The organism is Nocardioides sp. L-11A (assembly GCA_029961745.1).
Classification (GTDB): domain Bacteria; phylum Actinomycetota; class Actinomycetes; order Propionibacteriales; family Nocardioidaceae; genus Nocardioides.
The window spans coordinates 3,121,830-3,141,962 of sequence record CP124680.1; the positions used below are offsets into that span (position 1 = coordinate 3,121,830).

The window sequence follows — 20,133 nt, forward strand, 5'->3', positions numbered from 1 at the left end:
GTCGGGAGGTCTTCGGCCGTGCAAATGAGAAGAGGCTCCCGCTAGTCCAAGCGGAAGCCAGTCGCGAGCCCCGGGACCCCGGTGTCGTCGTACGACGGCCCCGGGCGGGGCTCTCCACGGACCGGACCCGACGACCTGGCGGTCGCTGCGGGTGGGAGACGATGGTGCTGGTCCCCGCTTGTGGATCCGTCATCCCCACTCACGCAGGCATGACGGATCGGTCAACGCAGGATGCTACCCGGATTGTTCCCGCGCGTCCTAATCCCCGGCACCCAGCCAACCCCAGCCGCCGTCCTCGATCCGGACGGGGGTCCACCGGGCCGCGACCCGGTGGAGGTCGTCGTCGGCGAGGACGAAGGGGTGCGGGCCGGCGACATCGACGACGAGCGCGTGGGCGCCCTCCTGGACGGCGGTGGCGGCGGCGAGGTGGGCCGCGACCGGGACCGGGCGGGCCTGGGGGTCCCAGGCGGCCAGGGCGGCGGTGTCGGTGAAGGCGAGCAGCGCCATCCGGCCGTCGGCACCGGTCAGCAGGACCGCCGCCATGTCGCTGGACTTGTCGCGGGCCAGGCCGTCCGCGCCGATCTCGGCCTCCCCGAGGATCGCGACGACCGGGACCAGGAGCCGCGCCGGACCGAGCACGGCCAGCACCTCGGGGTACGACGCCGCGCCGTCGTCGTAGGCGCGGAGGGCACGCGCCAGGGCGGCGTCGGCGGCGCCGACGTCGTCGACGTACTCCGAGCCCTGCAGGCGGCGGGCGTCGGGACGCTCCTTCGGCGATGCGCTCACCGGTCGATCATCCCATCCGTGGAACGATGGCGTCGTGCAGCACCAGTCCTCCATCGCGCGCAACCGGCTCGCCGCGCGCCTGCGCGAGGCCGCCGCGGCCTGGCCGGAGCCCTTGTCCACCCCGGTCTTCGTGGTCGACCTCGACGCCTTCGACGCCAACGCCGCCGATCTCGCCCGCCGGGCGGGCGGCACGCCGATCCGGGTCGCCTCCAAGTCGATCCGGGTCCCGTCCCTGGTCGGGCGTGCCCTGGCCGCCGACGGGTTCGCCGGCGTGTTGGCCTACACCCTCGCCGAGGCGCTGTGGCTGGCCGAGCAGGACGTCTGCGACGACATCGTGGTGGCCTATCCGAGCGTCGACCGCACCGCACTGTCGGCGCTGGTCGCCTCGCCGCGGTCCGCGTCGCGGGTGACGATCATGGTCGACGACCTCGCCCACCTCGATCTGGTCGACAGCCTGCGGGCCTCGACAGCCGTGCCGGTCCGGGTGGCGATCGACGTCGACGCCGGGCTGCGCTGGGGCGGCCAGGCCGTCGGCCCGAAGCGCTCGCCGTTGTACGACGTCGGCGCGGTGACGGCGCTGGCCCGCGCGGTCGTCGAGCGCCCCGGGTTCCAGCTGGTCGGCGTGATGACCTACGAGGGCCAGGTGGCCGGTGTCCCGGACGCCGTGCCGCACCAGCGCGCGAAGTCGGCGATCGTGCGCAGGCTGAAGCGGCTCTCGGTCGCCCAGCTCCAGGTCCGGCGTACCGCCGTCGCCGAGGCGCTGGCCGCGCTCGAGGGGCGGGGCGAGTTCGCGGGACTGGAGTTCTGGAACGCCGGCGGGTCCGGCTCGATCGAGTCCTCGGCCGCCGACCCCGTCGTCACCGAGGTGACCGCCGGCTCCGGCCTGCTCGCGCCGACGCTGTTCGACCACTACGAGGTCTTCTCCCCCACCCCGGCCGCCTTCTTCGGGCTGCCGGTCACCCGGCGGCCGTCGGCGACCGTGGCGACGGTGCACGGCGGCGGGCTGATCGCCTCCGGTCCGACCGGGGCCGATCGGGCGCCGACGCCGTGGGCACCGGCCGGCCTCGCCCTCACCGGGCTCGAGGGCGCAGGCGAGGTGCAGACCCCGCTCGTCGGTGCCGCCGCGGCCGCGCTCGCGATCGGCGACCTGGTGTGGTTCCGGCACGCGAAGTCCGGTGAGCCCTTCGAGCACGGGCGCCGCGTGCTGCTGCTCCAGGGCGACCGGTTCGTCGAGGAGGTCGCGACCTACCGTGGCCACGGCCTCGCCTTCTGACCTCGCCGCCCAGGTCCTGGCCACCGCCTTCGCGCGACCACCGACGCTGGGCGACGGCCGCCTGGTGTGCATCGACGGCCTGGCCGGGTCGGGCAAGACCACCCTCGCGCGCGGACTGGCCGCACTGGCGCCCGAGGCGGTCGTGCTCGGCACCGACGAGATGCTCGAGGGCTGGCGGGGGCTCCCGGGTCTCGGCGCCTCCGTCGAGGCGCTGCTGCGACCGCTGGCCGCCGGACGTCCCGGCCGCTGGCGCCGCTGGGACTGGTACGCCGACGCCTGGGCCGAGACCCGGACCGTCGATCCGGGTCCGCTGCTAGTGCTCGAGGGCGTCGGCAGCGCCGCGGCGGCGTACGACGAGCTGGTGACCCTGCTGGTCTGGGTGGAGGCGGACCGCGACGTCCGCCTGGCCCGCTGGCTGGAACGCGACGGCGAGGGCATGCGGCCGCACTGGGACGCGTGGCTGGCCGATGAGGAGGCACTGCACGCGCGGGAGGGGACCCGGGACCGGGCGGACCTGGTCGTGCGGACCTGAGCACCGCACGGCGCCTAGGCTGGCCGCCGTGACCGCACCCACCGGCGAGCAGCACGTCCTCACCTCCCACGGCTACCGCGCCGTCGTCACCCAGGGCAGCGGAGCACTGCGGTCCCTGACCCACGACGGGCGCGACCTCGTCGACGGGTTCGCCGAGGATGCGATGCCCTCGGGCGGGCGCGGGCAGCTGCTGGTGCCGTGGCCGAACCGGATCCGGGACGGGCGCTACTCCTTCGGGGGCGCGGCGCACCAGCTCGCGCTGACCGAGCCGAAGCGTGGGAACGCCTCGCACGGGCTGGTCCGGTGGGCGTCGTGGACGCTGGCGGCGGCCGGGCCCGACCGGGTCGAGCTGTCCTACTTCCTGCCTGCGCAGACCGGCTACCCCTGGGCGCTGGCGCTGACGACGACCTATGCGCTGGGCGCGGACGGCCTGACGGTGACCCAGGCGGCGACGAACCTCGCCGCCACGGCGGCGCCGTACGCGTCCGGGGCGCACCCGTACCTCCTCGCCGGGCCTGGTCCGTGTGACGAGTGGGTGCTCGAGGTCTCGGCGGAGACCTACCTGCGCACCGATCCCGAGCGGCTGCTCCCGGTCGGCCGCGGTCCGATCCAGGAGATCCACCTCGACCCGGGCGTGGCGGAGCCCATCGGTGCCAGCGTGCTCAACCACGCGCTGACCGACCTGGCCCGCGACGCCGACGGCCGAGCCACGGTGCTGCTGCGCACCGACGACGGCGACGGTGTCGCGCTGTGGGTCGACGAGCACCACCGGTGGCTGCAGGTCTACACCGGCGACGACACCCCGACCCCGCGGGTGAGCGTGGCGGTCGAGCCGATGACCGCTCCGCCCGACGCCTTCAACTCCGGCGACGACCTGGTCGTGCTGGCGCCGGGCGAGAGGTTCGCGGCGTCCTGGGGCATCCGCGCACGCTGAGTCCGACCGTGCGGGAATCAGGAGTGATGGGCCGCCACGAGTGCCCGCAGCTCCCGGACCGCGGTGGCGGCCCGGGCGCCGTCGGAGGCGTGGATGCCGAGCAGCGAGATCTTCTGGTCCTCGCCCTGCTGCAGGTGCGGCCAGGGGGCACCCTGCGGCATCCGTACGGTGCCGACCTCGGACCAGGCGAGCCGGCGGGTGCGGTAGCCGTTGACGATGGTCAGCCCGTCGGCGCGCGCCACCACCCGGGAGCGGGCGAGGGCGTTGAGCAGGCCCAGGCCCAGCAGCACGATGAGGATCACCGTCGCCTTCTCCAGGTTGTTGACCTTGGCCCGGGTCTCGTCGTCGAACTGCAGCCACAGCCAGGCGAAGGCGCCGATCAGGACCACGCCGAAGGTGGCCGCGGCGATCCGCGGGCCGAGCGGGCGCCAGGTGCGCGGCAACGGGGGCTGCTCGGGGTGCTCGGGGTGCTCGGTCGCCACGTCAGATCCGGCAGGCGTGGATGTCGGTCGTGAGGATCGCCCGCGCCCCGAGCGCGTAGAGCTCGTCCATCACGCGCTGGGCGGTGGCCCGCTGCACCATGGAGCGGACCGCGACCCAGCCCTCGCGGTGGAGCGGACTGACGGTCGGGCTCTCGATGCCGGGGGTGAGGGCGATGGCCTGCTCGACCTTCTCGGCGCGGATGTCGTAGTCCATCATCACGTAGGCCCGCGCCACGAGGACGCCCTGCAGCCGGCGGGTGAAGACCTCCAGCGCGCCGGGGTCGGCGCCCTCGCGAGTGATCATCACGCCCTCGGACTCGAGGATGACCTCGCCGAAGACCTCCAGGCCGGCGTTGCGCAGGGTGCTGCCGGTCTCGACGACGTCGGCGATCACATCGGCCACGCCGAGCTGGATGCTGGTCTCGACGGCTCCGTCGAGGCGGACCACGGACGCGTCGATGTCCCGCGCGGCGAGGTAGCGCTTCACCACGCCGTCGTACGACGTGGCGATCCGCTTGCCGGTCAGGTCCTCGACCTTCTCCGCGGTGCCCGGCCGCGCGGCGAAGCGGAACTTGGAGTGGCCGAAGCCGAGCTGGAGCGCCTCGGTGGCCATGGCGTGCGAGTCGAGGAGCAGATCACGGCCGGTGATGCCGGCGTCGAGCGTGCCCTCGCCGACGTACAGCGCGATGTCGCGCGGGCGCAGGTAGAAGAACTCGACCTCGTTGTCGGGGTCGATCTTGGTGAGCTGCTTGGAGTCGGAGCGCTGGGCGTAGCCGGCCTCGCGCAGCATGCCCGAGGCAGACTCGGACAGGGCCCCCTTGTTGGGGACGGCGATCTTGAGCATGGTGCCTTCCTACGTGAGGCCGGGGCCTCAGAGGTGTGCGTAGACGTCGTCGAGCGAGAGTCCGCTCGCGATCATGAGGACCTGGGCGTGGTACAGCAGCTGGCTGATCTCCAGCGCCGTGGCGTCCTTGCCCTCGTGCTCGGCCGCCATCCAGGACTCGGCGGCCTCCTCGATCAGCTTCTTGCCGATCGCATGGACGCCCGCGTCGAGGGCCCGAACGGTGCCGGATCCCTCGGGTCGCGTGGCTGCCTTGTCGCTGAGCTCTGCGAACAGCTCGTCGAACGTCTTCACGGGAGGTCAGCCTACGGCGTCGTCATGGACCGACCTGCGCCGGTCTCAGCCCGTGTAGCCGCGGCTGCGGATCCGCTTGAGCGTCGCGGCGGTCTGCAGCGCGGCGGAGGCCGCCTCGTAGCCCTTGTCCTCGCTCGAGCCGTCGAGTCCCGCCCGGTCCAGCGCCTGCTCCTCGGTGTCGCACGTCAGCACGCCGAAGCCGATCGGGGTGTGGTGGTCCAGCGACACCCGGGTGAGACCGTCGGTGGCGGCGTTGCAGACGTACTCGAAGTGCGGCGTGCCGCCGCGGATGACGACGCCGAGCGCGACCACCGCGTCGTACGACGGCGCGAGGACGGCTGCCGTCACTGGCAGCTCGAAGGTGCCCGGCACCCGGACGACGACCGGCGCCTCGACCCGGTGGTCGGCGAAGGCGCGCTGCGCGCCGGCGATCAGGCCGTCCATGACCTCGGTGTGCCAGCTGGCCGCCACGACCGCGACGCGCAGGTCGTGGCAGTCGACGGGAGCGATGTCGGGGGCGCCGTGTCCGGCCATGTCAGTTGACTCCTTCGAGGTCGGGCAGCTCGGGCAGGTCGTGGCCCATCCGGTCCCGCTTGGTCAGCAGGTAGGCGAGGTTGTGGCCGTTGGGGTGCGGGGTGAGCGGGACCCGCTCGGTGACGTGCACGCCGTAGTCCTCGAGCGAGGCGACCTTGTCGGGGTTGTTGGTCAGCAGCCGCACCTCGGCGACGCCGAGATCCTTGAGGATCTGGGTCGCCGCACCGTAGTGGCGGGCGTCGGCCGGCAGGCCGAGGTCGAGGTTGGCGTCGACGGTGTCGCGGCCGCCGTCCTGGAGTTGGTAGGCCTGCAGCTTGGCGACCAGGCCGATCCCCCGGCCCTCGTGGCCGCGCAGGTAGACCACCACACCGCGGCCCTCCTGCACGATGCGATCCATCGCCTCGTTGAGCTGCGGACCGCAGTCGCAGCGGCTGGACCCGAAGACGTCACCGGTCAGGCACTCCGAGTGGACCCGGGTCAGGACCGGGCCGTCGTCGCCGAGCGTCGCCGGCTCGCCGTACACGAGCGCGACGTGCTCGCTGCCGTCGACGGTGATCGTGTAGCCGATCGCCGTGAAGTCCCCGTGGCTCGTGGGCAACCGGGTCTCGGCCTCGCGCACCACGTGGCGCTCGACCCGACGACGGTGGCGGACCAGGTCCTCGATCGAGATCATCGCCAGATCGTGCTCGTCGGCGAACGCGCGCAGCTCGGGGGCGCGCTTCATGGTGCCGTCGTCGTTGACGACCTCCACGAGCACACCGGCCGGCGTGAGCCCGGCCAGGCGGCACAGGTCGACGGCGGCCTCGGTGTGGCCGCGGCGGACCAGGACGCCGCCCTCGCGGTAGCGCAGCGGGAAGACGTGGCCGGGCCGGGTCAGCTCCCAGGGCTCGGTAGCGGAGTCGGCCAGGACCCGCACGGTGTGGGCGCGGTCGGCCGCGGAGATGCCGGTGCTGACGCCGTCGCGCGCATCGACGGAGATCGTGTACGCCGTGCGGTAGGCGTCCTTGTTGTGAGGTGTCATGAGCGGGATCTCGAGCCGGTCGAGCATGGCGCCCGGCATCGGCGCGCAGATGACGCCGCTGGAGTGGCGGATCGTGAAGGCCATCAGCTCGGGGGTCGCCTTGCTGGCGGCGAAGATGATGTCGCCCTCGTTCTCGCGGTCCTCGTCGTCGACGACCACGACGGCTCTGCCGGCCGCGATGTCGGCGATCGCGCGCTCGACGGGATCCAGCCGGACCTTCGCGCTCATGCGCTCTTCTCCTTGGGGTAGGCGCCGAGGAGCTTCTCGACGTGCTTGGCGATGACGTCGACCTCGAGGTTGACCTTGTCGCCGACGGCTCGGAAACCGAGCGTCGTGCGGGCGAGGGTCTCGGGGATCAGGCTGATGCTGAAGCTGGCCTCGCCGGCCTCGACGACCGTGAGCGAGATCCCGTCGACGGTGATCGAGCCCTTGTCGACGAGATAGCGGCCGAGCCCGGCGGGCATCGCGATCTCGACGACCTCCCAGTGCTTGTCCGGTCCGGGCCCGCTCGGCGTGCGCGAGAGGACCTCACCCATCGCGTCGACATGGCCCTGCACGATGTGGCCGCCGAGACGCTTCTCGGCGGTGACCGCCCGCTCCAGGTTGACCCGGTCGCCGGCGACCAGGCCGCCGATGCTGGTCTTGGCGAGCGTCTCGGCCATCACGTCGGCCGTCCAGGTGGTGTCGGTGCGCTCGGCGACGGTCAGGCAGCAGCCGTTGACAGCGATCGAGTCCCCGAGGCCGGCGTCGGACAGCGTCACGTCGGAGGCGATGGTGAGCCGGATGGCGTCCCCCTGGTCCTCGACGGCGACGACGGTGCCGAGCTCCTCGACGATGCCGGTGAACATCAGGCCGTTCCTCCCATGGTGGTTCCTTCTCTGGTGGGTCTCATGATCAGGCGCACGTTGGCCTCGGCACCCGCGCCGACGACGATGCTGTCGACCAGCTCGAGGCGCAACGCGTCGGCGATGGTGCGGATTCCGAGCTTCCCGACGGCCGAGCGGCCGGCGCCGAGGAGCATCGGGGCGACGTAGGTGACGACCTCGTCGACCAGGCCGGCCTTGACGAAGGCGGCGGCCAGGGTCGGCCCGCCCTCCAGGAAGACGTGGTGCCGGTCGTGCTCGGCGTAGAGGACGCGGAGCGCCGCTTCCGGATCGTGGCTGCGCAGACGGAGCGTCGGCGCGGCGTCGTCGAAGACACGCCGGTCGGCGGGCAGGTCCCGCTCCCCCAGCACCACGCGCAGTGGCTGGGCCCCACGCGGCAGGGGCCGGTCCTCGTCGTCGCGCACCGTGAGCTGCGGGTCGTCGACAGCGACGGTGTTGGTGCCGACGAGCATCGTGTCGCACAGTGCGCGCAGCAGGTGGGTGTCACGACGGGCGGGTGGCGAGGAGACCCAGCGCGAGGTGCCGTCGCTGGCGGCGCTGCGCCCGTCGAGGGTGGTCGCGAACTTCCAGGTGACGTACGGGCGGCCCGTGCGGTGGGCGAAGGTCCACGCGCGGTTGACCTCCGCCGCCTCGTCGGCGAGCAGACCGGCGTCCACCTCGACCCCCGCCGCGCGGAGCGTCTCCATGCCGCCCGCGGCCTGCGGGTTGGGGTCGCGCTGGGCGATCACGACCCGGGCGACACCCGCCGCGATCAGCGCCTGGGCGCAGGGGCCGGTGCGGCCGGTGTGGTTGCACGGCTCCAGGGTCACCACGGCGGTAGCACCGCGGGCCCGGTCACCCGCCGACCGGAGCGCCTCGACCTCGGCGTGCGGCATCCCCGCGCCGTGGTGGTAGCCCTCGCCGACGAGCGTCCCGTCGGGCCCGAGCAGCACGCAGCCGACCCGCGGGTTGGGATGCAGCGGCACGCCCGGGGTCGCCGCCAGCGCGAGCGCGCGACGCATCGCGTCGTACTCGCGGGTGAAGGTCTCCGCCATCGGCCACCGCCTCTCGTCGTCCTCGACGCGGACTCCGGGGCTTGCCTGGCGTGCGGCGGGGGCCTGCGGCGGCCGTCCGTCGGACACTCGTGCGTGCACTTCCCATCCGGACTTTGACCGTCGGTCCAGGAATCACACCTGGTCAACCGATCGCTGGCTGCGATCGGGTCGCGGACTGTTACCGCCGGTTCGGAGTTTCACCGACCCCAGAGCACGCGAGCTCTTGGCGTCCATGGTGGCACATCGGGACCCACCCGCGCGGTGTGGGTCCGGTCACTGGGCGTCGTAGGCGGCGAGCTGGTCCGCGGACGCGTGCACCGACCAGCCGTCGACCAGGATCTCCCACAGTTCCTCGGGCCCGGCGCCCGCCAGCTCGACCAGGACGGCGGCGTACCCGTCGAAGTGCACGATCGTGAAGACCGCGGGCGAGCTGCTCGCGAGCAGCGCCTCCTTCTCCACCAGCCCGGCCGTGCGGACGGCGACGATCGGCTGCTGCGGGTACGGCTCGCCGCCGAACCGCTTGATGTCGGCCTTCGAGTAGGGCCGCTCCCAGGCGAAGACCCTGCCGTTGACCGACCAGGCGAGGGCACCGCGCCGCTCCCCCTCCTCGGCACCCGGCAGGGCGCGGGCGAACGCGGCCACCTCGTCCAGGTCCATCCCCGCAGGCTACGCCGCGCGGCCGTAGGGTGACGGGATGTCGTATCCCCCACCGCTGTACGACGGCGACGGCGAGGTCTCGGCCTGGGTCCGTCCCGGCTCCGACGGCCCCGACCTCGTCTACCCCAACGGCAACCGGGTCCACTACCTCGCACGGGGCGAGGCCACCGGCGGGCTGTTCGGGCTCTACCGCTGGGAGTTCTCCGAGGCAGTCAGCGGCCCGAGCCCGCACTTCCACCGCAGCATCGCGGAGTCGTTCTACGTCCTCGAGGGCGAGGTCAGGATCCACACCGGCTCCGCGTGGACGACCGCGCGGCCGGGCGACTTCCTGCACGTCCCACCCGGTGGCATCCACGGCTTCCGCAACGAGTCCGGCGCCCCGGCGTCGATGCTGCTGCACTTCGCGCCGGGCGCGCCGCGCGAGGCGTACTTCGAGGGCCTCGACCGGCTCGCCCGCGGCGAGGAATGGACCCCCGAGGAGTACGACGCGTTCATGCGGGAGCACGACAACATCTGGGTCGAGGAGTAGGCGCCGGCTTCGCGCCGATGGTGCGCCGGAATGTCCGCGTGCTTCGGTCGCGCAGCCGGTTTCGTGTCAAGCGGGCAGTGACGAGAGCGATGGGCGAGAGGCCGGGTTCGGCGGGTGGTTGCGTTCCGAAAGGGCGGCGACGAGGACCGTGGGTGGATGGCTGGGTCCGGCGGTCGGCTTGCGGTCCGGGGGCCGGGATCGACTGCTGTCGTTCTTGGTGCTGGTCGTGCCGTAGGGGCTGTGCTCGGGCTTCGGTCGGGTGGGTGGTTGCGTTCCGAACGGGCGGCGACGAGGACCGTGGGTGGATGGCTGGGTCCGGCGGTCGGCTTGCGGCCCGGGGACCGGGATCGGCTGCCGTCGTTCTTGGTGCTGGTCGTGCCGTAGGGGCTGTGCTCGGGCTTCGGTCGGGTGCGCGGTTGCGTTCGGAGAGGCAGCGACGAGAACGGCGGGGCGGGGGCTGGGTTCGGCGGTCGGGTTGCGGTTCGCGGGTCGGCTGGTCGGGCACTTCTGTCACGAACCGTGACGTTGATTGTCCACACCCCCGGGATCGGGTTTCGCCTGTCCACAGGCGGGTTTGCGACACTTTGAAGTGTCGTGGGTGGGTGGGAGAATCCAGTCATGGATCTCGCCACCGACGCCCGTTCGACAGCAGTGTTGCTGTCGCGTGTCGGTGAGCGGATCCGGTCCCGCGAGACGTTGATCGTCGAGGAGTGGGAGGACATCACCGCCTGGGCCAGCGACCACGTGATCGCCGGGCCCAAAGGGGGCGCGACCATCACCGAGGGCTACCTCGACACCGGGGTCCCGATCGCCGGGCCCGGTGCACCGTTGGTGTCGGAGTTCGCGTTGATGGAACTCGTCGCGGTCCTCGGACGCTCCCCGGACGGTGGGAAGGCGTACGTCGGGCGAGTGATCGAGTGCGCCTGGCGACTCCCGAACGTCTACAACGCCGTCACCTCGGGCCGGTTGGCGCCGTGGCGGGCCGAACGGATCGCCGACCTCACCCACCCCCTCTCGGCCGAGGCAGCCGCATTCGTGGACCGGCAGCTCTGGGATGCCTCCGGCGTCGGGTGGGCCCAACTCGAGAGGTTGGTCGCCGAGGCCGTGCTGCGGTTCGACCCCGAACGTGCAGAGACCGAACGACGCAAGGCCGCCGACGCTCGTCGGTTCGACATCAGCGAGACCGACGAGCACGGGCTGGTCCACCTCGACGGCCTCCTCGACGCTGCCGACGGGCACGACCTGAACCTGGCGGTGTCTCGGCGGGCCGAGGTCCTCGGGCGGCTGGGCGACGAGTCGTCGCTGGATGTGCGCCGCTCCAAGGCCGCCGCCGAGCTCGCGAGGCAGGACCTCGCCCTCGACCTGCTCATCCCCGACCCCGACACCGGAGAAGTCGTCGACACGGTCCCTGGTCGCAAGGTGGTCCTCAACGTCCACGTCACCGACACCACCCTCACCGGCCAGAACCCGTTCGCGAACCCGGTCGGCCGGTGGGAGGAAGGCCGCTGCCCGATCACCTCCGCGCAGATCCGGAAATGGCTGCAGTCCAAGAACACGACCATCATCGTGCGACCCGTGATCGACCTGGCCGACCATCTCCCCGTCGGCTCCTACGAGATCCCCGACCGCCACCGCACCCGGGTGGTCCTGCGGGACCAGACGTGTCGGTTCCCGCACTGCACCCGACCCGCCCAAGCCTGCGACCTCGACCACACCCGCCCCCACGCCGAGGGTGGTCCCACCTGCACCTGCAACGAGGTCGCGTTGTGCCGACGGCACCACCGCGCCAAGACCCACTCCACCTGGCACTACGACATCCCGATGCCGGCCACCTACGTGTGGACCAGCCCCCACGGCCACCGGTTCCGGGTCGACCACCGCGGCACCCACCCTATCCAGAGCACCTCGCCACCCGACGAGTAGCCACCCCGCCTCACACCCCGCCTCCGGGCGGGGTGTGAGGCGTGTCCGCGGACAGGCGGGGTCAGGCCGACAGGATCAGGCCGCTCGTCGGCACCCCGGTGCCGGCGGTGACCAGCACATGGTGGGCGTCCGCGACCGGGTTGACCGAGGTGCCGCGGATCTGGCGCACGCCCTCGGCGATGCCGTTCATGCCGTGGATGTACGCCTCGCCGAGCTGGCCACCGTGGGTATTGACGGGCAGTCGTCCGCCGACCTCGATGGCGCCATCCCGGACGAAGTCCTTGGCCTCGCCGCGGCCGCAGAACCCGAGCTCCTCCAGCTGCATGAGGACGTACGGCGTGAAGTGGTCGTAGAGGATCGCCATCGGCATGTCCGCGGGGGTGAGCCCGGACTGCTTCCACAGCTCGCGCCCGACGACACCGATCTCCGGGATCCCGATGTCGTCGCGGTAGTAGGAGGTCATCACGAACTGGTCCCTGCCCGAGCCCTGGGCCGCTGCGGCGACGTACGCCGGGGGCTGGGCCAGGTCGCGCGCCCGCTGCGCCGACACGACGACGAGCGCGACGGCGCCGTCGGACTCCTGGCAGCAGTCGAGCAGGTGCAACGGGTCCGCGATCATCCGGGATGCCTGGTGGTCCTCGAGGGTGATCGGCTTGCCGTAGAAGAAGGCGGCCGGGTTGGTGGCGGCGTGCCTCCGGTCGGCGACCGCGACCCGGCCGAAGTCCGCGGAGGTGGCGCCGTACTCGTGCATGTAGCGGCGGGCCTGCATGGCGACGGTGGCTGCCGGCGTCGATAGACCGAGCGGGTAGGTCCAGGCGTTGTCGAGGCCGTTGGTGTTGACCTGGGCTGCCGCCCAGTTGGAGACCTGCCCGAAGCGGTCGCCGGAGCGCTCGTTGAAGCCGCGGTAGGCGACGACGACGTCCGCGACGCCGGTGGCGACTGCCATGGCGGCCTGCTGGACGGTCGCGCAGGCCGCGCCTCCGCCGTAGTTGATCCGGCTGAAGAAGCGCAGCTCGGGGATACCGAGCTCACGGGCCACGGCGATCTCGGACGAGGTGTCCATGGTGAACGTGACCAGGCCGTCGACGTCGGCGGGGGTGAGGCCGCAGTCGGCGAGGGCGTGCCGCACCGCCTCGACGGAGAGCTGCAGCTCGGAGCGGCCGGACTCCTTGGAGAACTCGGTCGCTCCGATGCCCGCGATGGCGGCCTTGCCGGAGAGGGTGCGCTCGCTCATGCCGCCTGCCCCCTCGGATCGAGCACAGTGACGGTGCCGATCACGTGGTCGCCGAGCGAGACCGCGCCGACCACCTTGATCGTCGCGACGCCGTCCTCGACCGCAGTCACCTCGCCGGAGAAGGTGAAGGTGTCATAGGGGTACGCCGGCGCGCCGAGCCGGATCGCGATCCCCCGGATCTGCACGTCGGGGCCTGCCCAGTCGGTCACATAGCGCTCGCACAGCGCCGTGGACGTCAGGATGTTGACGAAGATGTCCTTCGAGCCGGCCGTCTGGGCGATATCGCGGTCGTGGTGGACATCTTGGAAGTCGCGGGTCGCGATCGCGGTCGAGACGACCAGGGTCGGGGTGATGGGCAGGCTCCACTCGGGAAGCCGGTCTCCCACCTTCAGCGCGCCCACGTTCGATTCGACCGTCATCGGTCCACCTTCGTCCAGATCGGGAGGGTCAGGTCGTCGTCGACCACGTTCCAGCCGACGACCGCGCGGTCCCCGATCTCGACGGGACCGGTCATCTCGGCCACCATCCGCACGCCCTCGTCGAGGTCGAGCAGCGCCACGACCAGGGGCAGCTCCTTGCCGGGCACCTGCGGGGCGTGGTGGACGAGGTAGGAGAAGACGGTGCCGGTGCCGGCGGCCACGACATGGCCGCGGTCGAAGGCGCCGCAGTCCGGGCAGGCCGGGCCGGGCGGATGGCGCAGCACGCCGCACGCGTTGCACTTCTGGATGCGCAGCTCATGGCTCGCTGTGCCCTCGAAGAAGTAGGCGTTGTCCCGGTTGACGACCGGGCGCACCGGGCCGCTCACGCGTCGGCCTTCGCACGCGGGACGAACTTGAGGACCCGGAACAGCATGGTCGCCACGCGCTCACTGCGCCCGTCCGGATGGTCGACGTACCAGGTGTTGCGGGAGGTCACGAAGTAGCCGACGCCCATGCCGGTGGCCTTCGGGCCGACGACGGAGTCCAGCGCGGTGGTGACCCGCAGCCGCTCCCCCACCGTCAGGTAGCGGTCGTAGGACTGCTCGCAGTTGGTGCCGAGGACGGCGGTGAAGCCAGCGTCGGTGAGTGCCCGCATCATCGCGTGCAGCGGGTCGTCCTCGGCCGGTCTTCCGCCCAGGCCGTACATGGTCCAGACCTGGGCCATCGACGGCGGAGCCTCACCCGCCCTGAAGCGCGGGTTGTCGAGGCCGATCGCCTCGAGCCAGTTGTTGATCGTCGGCTGGTTGACCTCGTCGCGGGCGACCCGCTCGGCGGCCTCGCCCCACCCCTGGATCCGCTCCGCCTCGGCCATCACCTTGTCGTGGACGGCGGCCTCCACCAGCGGCTGCTGCTCGTGGGTGCTCATCGGGGCACCCGCGGCAGGCCGAGGCCGAACATCGCGATCAGCTCGCGCTGGACCTCCTGGACCCCGCCACCGAAGGTGAGCACGAGGTTCCGCTTGGCCTGCGCGTCGAGATAGTCGAGCAACTCCTTCGTCTCCTTCTCCCCGGCGTCTCCGTGGCGGTGCACGAGCGAGATGAGATCGGCGAGCAGGTGCTGCACCTGGTCGGAGGCGAACACCTTCGACGACGACGCGTCCGCCACCTTGATCTCGCCGGCGGCCGCGGCGCGCGCGACCTCCCAGTTGAGCAGCTCGTTGATCCGGAACACCGCGGTGGTCCGGCCGAGGACGTCGCGCACGTCGGGGCGGTCGAGCACTCCGGCCGTCCCGGCCCAGCGGACCACCCGGTCGCGCAGGCCCTCGATCCGGCCGGCGGGGCCGAGCATGACCCGCTCGTGGTTGAGCTGCGTGGTGATCAGCCGCCACCCCTGGTTCTCCTCGCCGACGAGCATGTCGACGGGGACCCGGACGTCGTTGAAGTAGGTCGCGTTGACGTGGTGGGAGCCGTCGGCGGTGATGATCGGCGTCCAGCTGTAGCCGGGGTCCTTCGTGTCCACGATCAGGATCGAGATGCCCTTGTGCTTGGGGGCGTCCGGGTCGGTGCGGACCGCGAGCCACAGGTAGTCGGCCTGGTGGCCGCCGGTGGTCCACATCTTCTGCCCGTTGACCACGTAGTGGTCTCCGTCGCGGCGCGCGGTGGTGCGCAGCGAGGCGAGGTCGGTGCCGGCGTCGGGCTCGCTGTAGCCGATCGCGAAGTGCACGTCGCCCTTGAGGATCCGCTCGAGGAAGAGGTCCTTCTGCCGCTGCGTGCCGTAGCGGATCAGGGTCGGGCCGACGGTCTGCAGGGTGACCGACGGCAGATGCACGTCGGCGTACTGCGCCTCGTTGGCGAAGATCGTCTGCTCGACCTCGCCGAGCCCGTGGCCGCCGTACTCCTTCGGCCAGCCGACGCCCATCCAGCCGTCGTCGCCGAGGCGGCGGATCATCCGCTCGTACGTCGGCCCGTGTCGGTTCCACGCCCCCTCGACGGGGTCCGGGTCGTGGATGCCGTCGAACTCGGCCGCGACCCCGCCGAAGTAGGCGCGCAGCCGCTCCTTGAGAGCCCGCTGCTCGTCGGTGAGCTCGAGGTTCTTCGCGCCGGCGCTCTCGACCGGCACCTGCGCCCCCGTCGTGTCGAGGGCGTGCGCGAGGTCGGTGCCCCAGGTGGTCAGCGCGACGAGCGGATAGGTGATGTCGACGCCCATGCCGCCGTGGAGGTGGTGGCAGGTGCGGAAGGCGTACGGCGCCACCTGGCTCGCCCAGTAGCCGGCGACCGCGAGGTCGTCGGCGGCCGGCAGGCTCTCGGCGACGCGCCACACCGCGTTGTCGGCGGCGAGGTCGAGGGTGCGCGAGGTGACGTAGACGTCGGCCATCTGCAGCGAGACGGCCTGGAACTCGGCGAGCGCGCGGCCGAACTGCCGGCGGCCCTTGACGTAGTCGGCGGTCAGGTCGCGGGCGCCGGCGAGCACGCCGGCAGCGGTGACGGCGAGACCCGCCCGGGCCAGGTCGCGCAGCCGGGCGGCGGCACCGTCGGCGAGCGGGTCGGCGGGAGCGCCGTCCAGGACGACGGTGTGCTGCGGCGTCGCACTCGACGCGCTCGCGGGCAGCAGGGTGACACCGGGACCGGCGGGATCGACGAGGACGACGACCTCGCCCCCGTCACCGTCCCGCGCGACCACGAGCAGACGCTCGGCGCGGTCGGCGAAGGTCACCGCCAGCTTGCGCCCGCTGACCGCGCCGTCGGCGTACGTCGCCTCGCCCTGCAGCGCAGATGTCATGACCAGCTCGCCGGCGGCGACGCCGGGCAGCAGCTCCTCGCGCTGGGCGTCGGTGCCGTGGCCGGCGAGGGTCAGCGCGCCGCAGCACAGCGTCTCCCACACCGGGACCTGCACGGCCCGGCGTCCGCTCTCGCGCAACAGCACCGCGACCGCGTCGAGGCCGAGGCCCTCGCCTCCGTACTCCTCGGGGACGGGGAGCGAGGTCAGCCCCGCGGCGGCCCAGGCGGACCACTCGCGGGCGTCGGACTCGCGCTCCAGGACCTCGCCGACGACGGCGCGGACTGCGTTGATCGCCTCTGCATCCACAGCGAAACTGTAACGTGTTCTAGTGTTGGCCGCATGGGGGCCGTCTCACTCGTCGATGTCGCACGCCGCCGTGTCCGGCTGCCGCCGACCGCGATCCCTCCGGGACGGATGGTGGAGCTGCCCGGCCGGGGCGGGGCGACCTATGTCACCGACACGCCCGGCCCCCACCCCGCGGCGCCCGCCATCGTGCTGCTGCACGCGCTGGGCACGACCGGCCTGCTCACGTGGTTCCCGGCGATCGAACCGCTCTCCCGGCGGTTCCGCGTCGTCACTCTCGACCAGCGCTGGCACGGCCGCGGCATCCAGAGCGAGACGTTCAGCCTGGTCGACTGCGCCGACGACGTGGCCGCCCTGATCGAGCTCCTCGACCTGACGGAGGTGATCGTCGGCGGCTACTCGATGGGCTCGATCGTGGCGCAGCGGGTCTGGCGCCAGCACCCCGAGAAGGTGCACGGACTGGTGCTCGGCGCCACGACCGACCGGTTCCAGCTCACCCCCGCCGAACGGGGGTTCTTCCTCGGGATGGGCAGCACGATGCTCGCCCTGCGCGGCGTGTCGCGGTCCCGCACCGCACTCCGGGCCGCCCGGGCCGCGGCCCGCGGAGTCGACCTCGAACCGTCGGACCTGCACGCGTGGGCGTTGCGGGAGTTCCGCTCGACCAGCCCCTGGGCGGTCGGGCAGGCGCTGGCCGCGCTCGGCCGGCACCACTCGCGACCGTGGCTCTCGCGGATCGACGTACCGACCGCGGTCGTCGCGATGATGCGCGACCGGGTGATCCCGACGTCGCGACAGCTCGCGCTCGCTCGCGCGATCCCCGGTGCGACCGTGCACGAGGTCGACGACGGGCACGCGGGGTGCGTGCTCGGCGCCGAGAGGTTCGTGCCGCGCTTCGTCGAGGCGGCCGCGACCGTCAACGCGCGGCGTCGGGACCTCCCGAGGCGTCCACAGCCGCGGTGAGCCGCGCCAGCTCAGCCGGGAAGTGGCGCACCAGCGCGTCGGTCTCGGGCATCGACTCGCGGCAGGCGATCGCGCCGACGTGCATCTGACCGGCGTTCGACATCACCGTGACGTTGAGCCCGGCACCGTGGAAGACCGGGCCGAGCGGACACAGCGCGTCGATCCGGGCACCCATGAAGTAGAGCGGGATCGGCGGTCCGGGCACGTTGGAGATCACCAGGTTGTGCACGACCGGGTGCTTCTCGGCCAGACGCAGGTTGGCATAGGCGCGCACCGCGAGGCCGAAGGTCCGAGGCGCCGCGAACTCCGCCCAGTCCTGCAGCGCGTCGGCACTGATCGCGTTGTGGTGCTCCTTGGCGTGCAGGTTGCGCTCGGCGAGCATCCGCAGCCGCTCCAGCGGGTCGGCGATATCGGTCCCGAGCTTGGTGAACAGCGCGGAGACCTTGTTGGCGCCGGTTGCGCGCCGTGAGCTGTCGCGCACGCTGACCGGAACGGTGGCCAGCAGCGACGCCTCGGGCAGCTCGTCGCGCTCGGCGAGATAGGCGCGCAGGGCGCCGCCGGCGACGGCGAGCACGACGTCGTTGACGGTCGTCCCGGTCACCTTCTTGAGCCGGCGGATCTCCTCGAGGTCGAGGTCGGCCATCGCGATCGAGCGGTGCGAGGTGATGGTGCCGTTGAACGAGGTCCGCGGCGCGGAGAAGGGCGCCGCCATCGCCGTCCCCTGCCGGGCTCGGCCGATGCTCCTGGTGATCAGCTGCGCCGACGGCTTGAGCACCTTGACCAGCGTGACCGGCCGGGCCGCCGTACCGACGACGGCACGGCCGAGGAGCTCGCCCCGGCCCGGATCGCGCGGATGCGTCTGCTGCTCGACGACCATCGGCGGCGCGTCGGGCTCCAGGGAGCACAGGTGGGAGATCAGGTTCGACCCGGACACGCCGTCGACCGTGGCGTGGTGCATCTTGGCGAAGACGACGACCTTCTCCTCGCCCTCGTCGGTGCGGTAGCCCTCGACCACCCACATCTCCCACAGGGGGCGCGACCGGTCGAGCGGCAGCGAGGCGAGGTGGGCGCACAGGTCCATCAGCTCCGCATAGCCGCCCGGCGTCGGCAGTCCCAGGCGGTGGACGTGGCGCTCGATGTCGAAGGCCTGGTCGCGCACCCAGACCGGGTGGTCGAGGCCGAGCGGGACACCGCGCACCTTGCGGGTGAAGGCGGGCACGTCGCGGACCCGGAGGTCGATCTCGCGCTGCAGCGTGGCGAAGGAGTAGGGCCCGGTCATGGTGGCCGGGTCCAGCACCATCACCGCACACACGTGCATCAACTGGGCGGGCGTCTCCAGGTAGAGGAAGCTCGCATCCAGTCCCGACAGCCGATCCATCCGCCAACCCCCATGGAAAACTAGAACGAGTACCAGTTTCTCACAACGAGCCGGATACCCTCGCGTCATGGGATTCGCACGTCGCCAGCTCGTCACGGCGGCGCTGACCGCCAACGCCATCCGCCCGCTCCCCGGCTTCCGAACCGGGATCCCCGCCTTCTTCGCCGGCTGGCTCACCGGCGAGCTCGCCCCCCAGGTCCTGGGACTCACGGCCGCGGACGCGCTCGCGCACAGCCGCGGGACACGGCGCGACCCGCGAGGACTCGCCCTGGCCGCCCTGTCCTCCGCCGGGCTGGCCTTCCTGATAGCCCAGAGCCGTCGGGCCGTCATCGATGCCGAGGACGCACTGGTCGAGGGCCTCGGCGTCGACTACGTCGAGCAACTCGACGCGAAGCCCACGCCGGCCGAGCTGGCCACCCCCTGGCGGCGGATCGCCAACCCCTTCGCCTTCCGGGCCGCGGCGCGCAGGGCGGGCGTCGAGGTGCACCGCGACATCCCCTTCGCGCCGTACGGGCGGCGGGGGCTGCTCGACGTCTACACCTCCGAGGTCACCCCCGCCGCCGGGGCGCCGGTGCTGCTCCAGGTGCACGGCGGCGGGTGGACGATCGGCAACAAGGACCAGCAGGGCCTGCCCCTCATGCAGCACCTGGCCGCCAAGGGCTGGGTCTGCGTCGCGATCAACTACCGCCTCGCGCCCCGTGACCCGTGGCCGGCACAGATCGTCGACGTGAAGGCCGCGATCGCATGGATCAAGGCCCATATCACCGAGTACGGCGGCGATCCCGACTATCTCGCGATCACCGGCGGCTCCGCGGGCGGCCACCTCACCGCCCTCGCCGCGGTGACGCCGAACGCGCCGGAGTTCCAGCCCGGCTTCGAGTCCGCTGACACCAGCGTCCAGGCGGCCGTCCCCTACTACGGCGTCTACGATCTGGCCGGTGCCAGCGGCCTGCGCACCGCCGAGCTGATGCGGGACAAGTTCCTCGCTCCCCTCGTGTTCAAGCGCTCGCCGCGCTCGGAGCGCACCGTCTTCGAACAGGCCAGTCCGCTGCTGCGCGTGACTCCCGAGGCTCCCGACTTCTTCGTCATCCACGGGTCGCGCGACACCCTGGTCGACCCGGGACAGGCCCGCGCCTTCGTCGCGGCGCTGCGCTCGACATCGAGGCGGACGGTGACCTATGCCGAGCTGCCGGGCGCCCAGCACGCCTTCGACATCTTCCCCTCGATCCGCTCCCAGCACCTGGTCCGCGCCACCGACCGGTTCCTGCACTGGCACTGGAACAGGTGGCGGCGAGCGCAGTCGTCCACAGGCGCGGATGAAGCGCTGGCGTGAGAGC

The 20,133-nt window shown here is 72.2% G+C and carries 22 protein-coding genes and 1 riboswitch; of the genes, 7 read left to right on the forward strand and 15 right to left on the reverse strand.

The genetic code is table 11. From position 1 onward, the window contains the following. Positions 1–258 precede the first annotated feature (258 nt). Positions 259–786: an SseB family protein gene (locus tag QJ852_14970; protein ID WGX94453.1), complete on the reverse strand. Its 528-nt coding sequence runs from the start codon at positions 784–786 to the stop codon at positions 259–261. 34 nt (positions 787–820) lie between these two features. Here QJ852_14970 and QJ852_14975 point away from each other — a divergent pair, with 34 nt between their 5' ends. Genes QJ852_14975 through QJ852_14985 form a run of 3 tightly spaced genes read left to right on the forward strand, consistent with a single transcriptional unit; the run spans position 821 to position 3,525 of the window. Next, complete coding sequence (locus QJ852_14975) at positions 821–2,059, forward strand: amino acid deaminase/aldolase (protein WGX94454.1); 1,239 nt, start codon at positions 821–823, stop codon at positions 2,057–2,059. Next, positions 2,037–2,591 carry a 4-amino-4-deoxy-L-arabinose transferase gene (locus QJ852_14980; GenBank protein ID WGX94455.1) on the forward strand — a complete coding sequence of 185 codons (555 nt, stop codon included), beginning with the start codon at positions 2,037–2,039 and terminating at the stop codon, positions 2,589–2,591. The genes QJ852_14975 and QJ852_14980 overlap by 23 nt, the downstream gene beginning before the upstream one ends. A 28-nt stretch (positions 2,592–2,619) precedes the next feature. Further along, positions 2,620–3,525 carry an aldose 1-epimerase family protein gene (locus tag QJ852_14985; protein WGX94456.1) on the forward strand — a complete coding sequence of 302 codons (906 nt, stop codon included), beginning with the start codon at positions 2,620–2,622 and terminating at the stop codon, positions 3,523–3,525. Positions 3,526–3,542: 17 nt separating this feature from the next. Here the strand turns inward: QJ852_14985 and QJ852_14990 are convergent, their stop codons facing one another. The 8 genes from QJ852_14990 to QJ852_15025 form a co-directional block, all read right to left on the reverse strand. Next, positions 3,543–4,007, reverse strand: a complete 465-nt coding sequence (locus tag QJ852_14990) for a PH domain-containing protein (GenBank protein WGX94457.1) — start codon at positions 4,005–4,007, stop codon at positions 3,543–3,545. A gap of 1 nt (position 4,008) precedes the next feature. After that, the gene (hisG, locus tag QJ852_14995) at positions 4,009–4,851 is read right to left on the reverse strand and encodes an ATP phosphoribosyltransferase (GenBank protein ID WGX94458.1); all 843 of its coding nucleotides are present in this window, start codon (positions 4,849–4,851) and stop codon (positions 4,009–4,011) included. Between the two features lie 27 nt (positions 4,852–4,878). After that, on the reverse strand, positions 4,879–5,142 hold the full coding sequence (locus QJ852_15000) for a phosphoribosyl-ATP diphosphatase (GenBank protein ID WGX94459.1): 264 nt from the start codon (positions 5,140–5,142) through the stop codon (positions 4,879–4,881). Between the two features lie 45 nt (positions 5,143–5,187). Then, positions 5,188–5,676: a 6,7-dimethyl-8-ribityllumazine synthase gene (gene ribH, locus QJ852_15005; GenBank protein ID WGX94460.1), complete on the reverse strand. Its 489-nt coding sequence runs from the start codon at positions 5,674–5,676 to the stop codon at positions 5,188–5,190. Position 5,677: 1 nt separating this feature from the next. Continuing rightward, positions 5,678–6,925 (reverse strand): bifunctional 3,4-dihydroxy-2-butanone-4-phosphate synthase/GTP cyclohydrolase II, encoded by a 1,248-nt coding sequence (locus QJ852_15010; protein ID WGX94461.1) that lies wholly within the window; start codon positions 6,923–6,925, stop codon positions 5,678–5,680. Then, positions 6,922–7,545 carry a riboflavin synthase gene (locus QJ852_15015; GenBank protein ID WGX94462.1) on the reverse strand — a complete coding sequence of 208 codons (624 nt, stop codon included), beginning with the start codon at positions 7,543–7,545 and terminating at the stop codon, positions 6,922–6,924. Before QJ852_15015 ends, QJ852_15010 begins: the two co-directional genes overlap by 4 nt. Then, positions 7,545–8,615 carry a bifunctional diaminohydroxyphosphoribosylaminopyrimidine deaminase/5-amino-6-(5-phosphoribosylamino)uracil reductase RibD gene (gene ribD, locus QJ852_15020; GenBank protein WGX94463.1) on the reverse strand — a complete coding sequence of 357 codons (1,071 nt, stop codon included), beginning with the start codon at positions 8,613–8,615 and terminating at the stop codon, positions 7,545–7,547. Before ribD ends, QJ852_15015 begins: the two co-directional genes overlap by 1 nt. Before the next feature lie 89 nt (positions 8,616–8,704). Next, a riboswitch (FMN riboswitch) is annotated at positions 8,705–8,834 on the reverse strand. 54 nt (positions 8,835–8,888) lie between these two features. Then, positions 8,889–9,272 (reverse strand): hypothetical protein, encoded by a 384-nt coding sequence (locus QJ852_15025; GenBank protein ID WGX94464.1) that lies wholly within the window; start codon positions 9,270–9,272, stop codon positions 8,889–8,891. A 37-nt stretch (positions 9,273–9,309) separates the two neighbouring features. Between QJ852_15025 and QJ852_15030 the strand changes: the two genes are divergently transcribed. Beyond that, entirely contained in the window at positions 9,310–9,801 is a 492-nt protein-coding gene (locus tag QJ852_15030) for a cupin domain-containing protein (protein WGX94465.1), read from the forward strand. A gap of 618 nt (positions 9,802–10,419) precedes the next feature. Continuing rightward, positions 10,420–11,724, forward strand: coding sequence for an HNH endonuclease (locus QJ852_15035; GenBank protein WGX94466.1), 1,305 nt, complete (start codon positions 10,420–10,422; stop codon positions 11,722–11,724). Between the two features lie 61 nt (positions 11,725–11,785). Here QJ852_15035 and QJ852_15040 read toward each other — a convergent pair whose 3' ends face one another. From QJ852_15040 to QJ852_15060, 5 genes are read right to left on the reverse strand one after another with little or no spacing between them, the layout of a single operon-like run. Further along, positions 11,786–12,958, reverse strand: a complete 1,173-nt coding sequence (locus QJ852_15040; protein WGX94467.1) for a lipid-transfer protein — start codon at positions 12,956–12,958, stop codon at positions 11,786–11,788. Next, positions 12,955–13,377 (reverse strand): MaoC family dehydratase, encoded by a 423-nt coding sequence (locus tag QJ852_15045; protein ID WGX94468.1) that lies wholly within the window; start codon positions 13,375–13,377, stop codon positions 12,955–12,957. Before QJ852_15045 ends, QJ852_15040 begins: the two co-directional genes overlap by 4 nt. Then, entirely contained in the window at positions 13,374–13,763 is a 390-nt protein-coding gene (locus QJ852_15050; protein ID WGX94469.1) for an OB-fold domain-containing protein, read from the reverse strand. Before QJ852_15050 ends, QJ852_15045 begins: the two co-directional genes overlap by 4 nt. After that, positions 13,760–14,302, reverse strand: a complete 543-nt coding sequence (locus QJ852_15055; GenBank protein ID WGX94470.1) for a hypothetical protein — start codon at positions 14,300–14,302, stop codon at positions 13,760–13,762. Before QJ852_15055 ends, QJ852_15050 begins: the two co-directional genes overlap by 4 nt. Further along, entirely contained in the window at positions 14,299–16,461 is a 2,163-nt protein-coding gene (locus QJ852_15060; protein WGX94471.1) for an acyl-CoA dehydrogenase, read from the reverse strand. The genes QJ852_15055 and QJ852_15060 overlap by 4 nt, the downstream gene beginning before the upstream one ends. A 33-nt stretch (positions 16,462–16,494) precedes the next feature. On the opposite strand from QJ852_15060, the gene QJ852_15065 reads away from it, so the two are divergent. Then, on the forward strand, positions 16,495–17,418 hold the full coding sequence (locus QJ852_15065; GenBank protein ID WGX94472.1) for an alpha/beta hydrolase: 924 nt from the start codon (positions 16,495–16,497) through the stop codon (positions 17,416–17,418). Here the strand turns inward: QJ852_15065 and QJ852_15070 are convergent. Next, the gene (locus tag QJ852_15070; GenBank protein WGX94473.1) at positions 17,372–18,796 is read right to left on the reverse strand and encodes a wax ester/triacylglycerol synthase family O-acyltransferase; all 1,425 of its coding nucleotides are present in this window, start codon (positions 18,794–18,796) and stop codon (positions 17,372–17,374) included. The two genes, QJ852_15065 and QJ852_15070, sit on opposite strands and share 47 nt — an antisense overlap. Positions 18,797–18,863: 67 nt before the next feature. On the opposite strand from QJ852_15070, the gene QJ852_15075 reads away from it, so the two are divergent. Further along, positions 18,864–20,129 (forward strand): alpha/beta hydrolase, encoded by a 1,266-nt coding sequence (locus QJ852_15075; protein ID WGX94474.1) that lies wholly within the window; start codon positions 18,864–18,866, stop codon positions 20,127–20,129. The last annotated feature ends 4 nt before the right edge of the window (positions 20,130–20,133 follow it).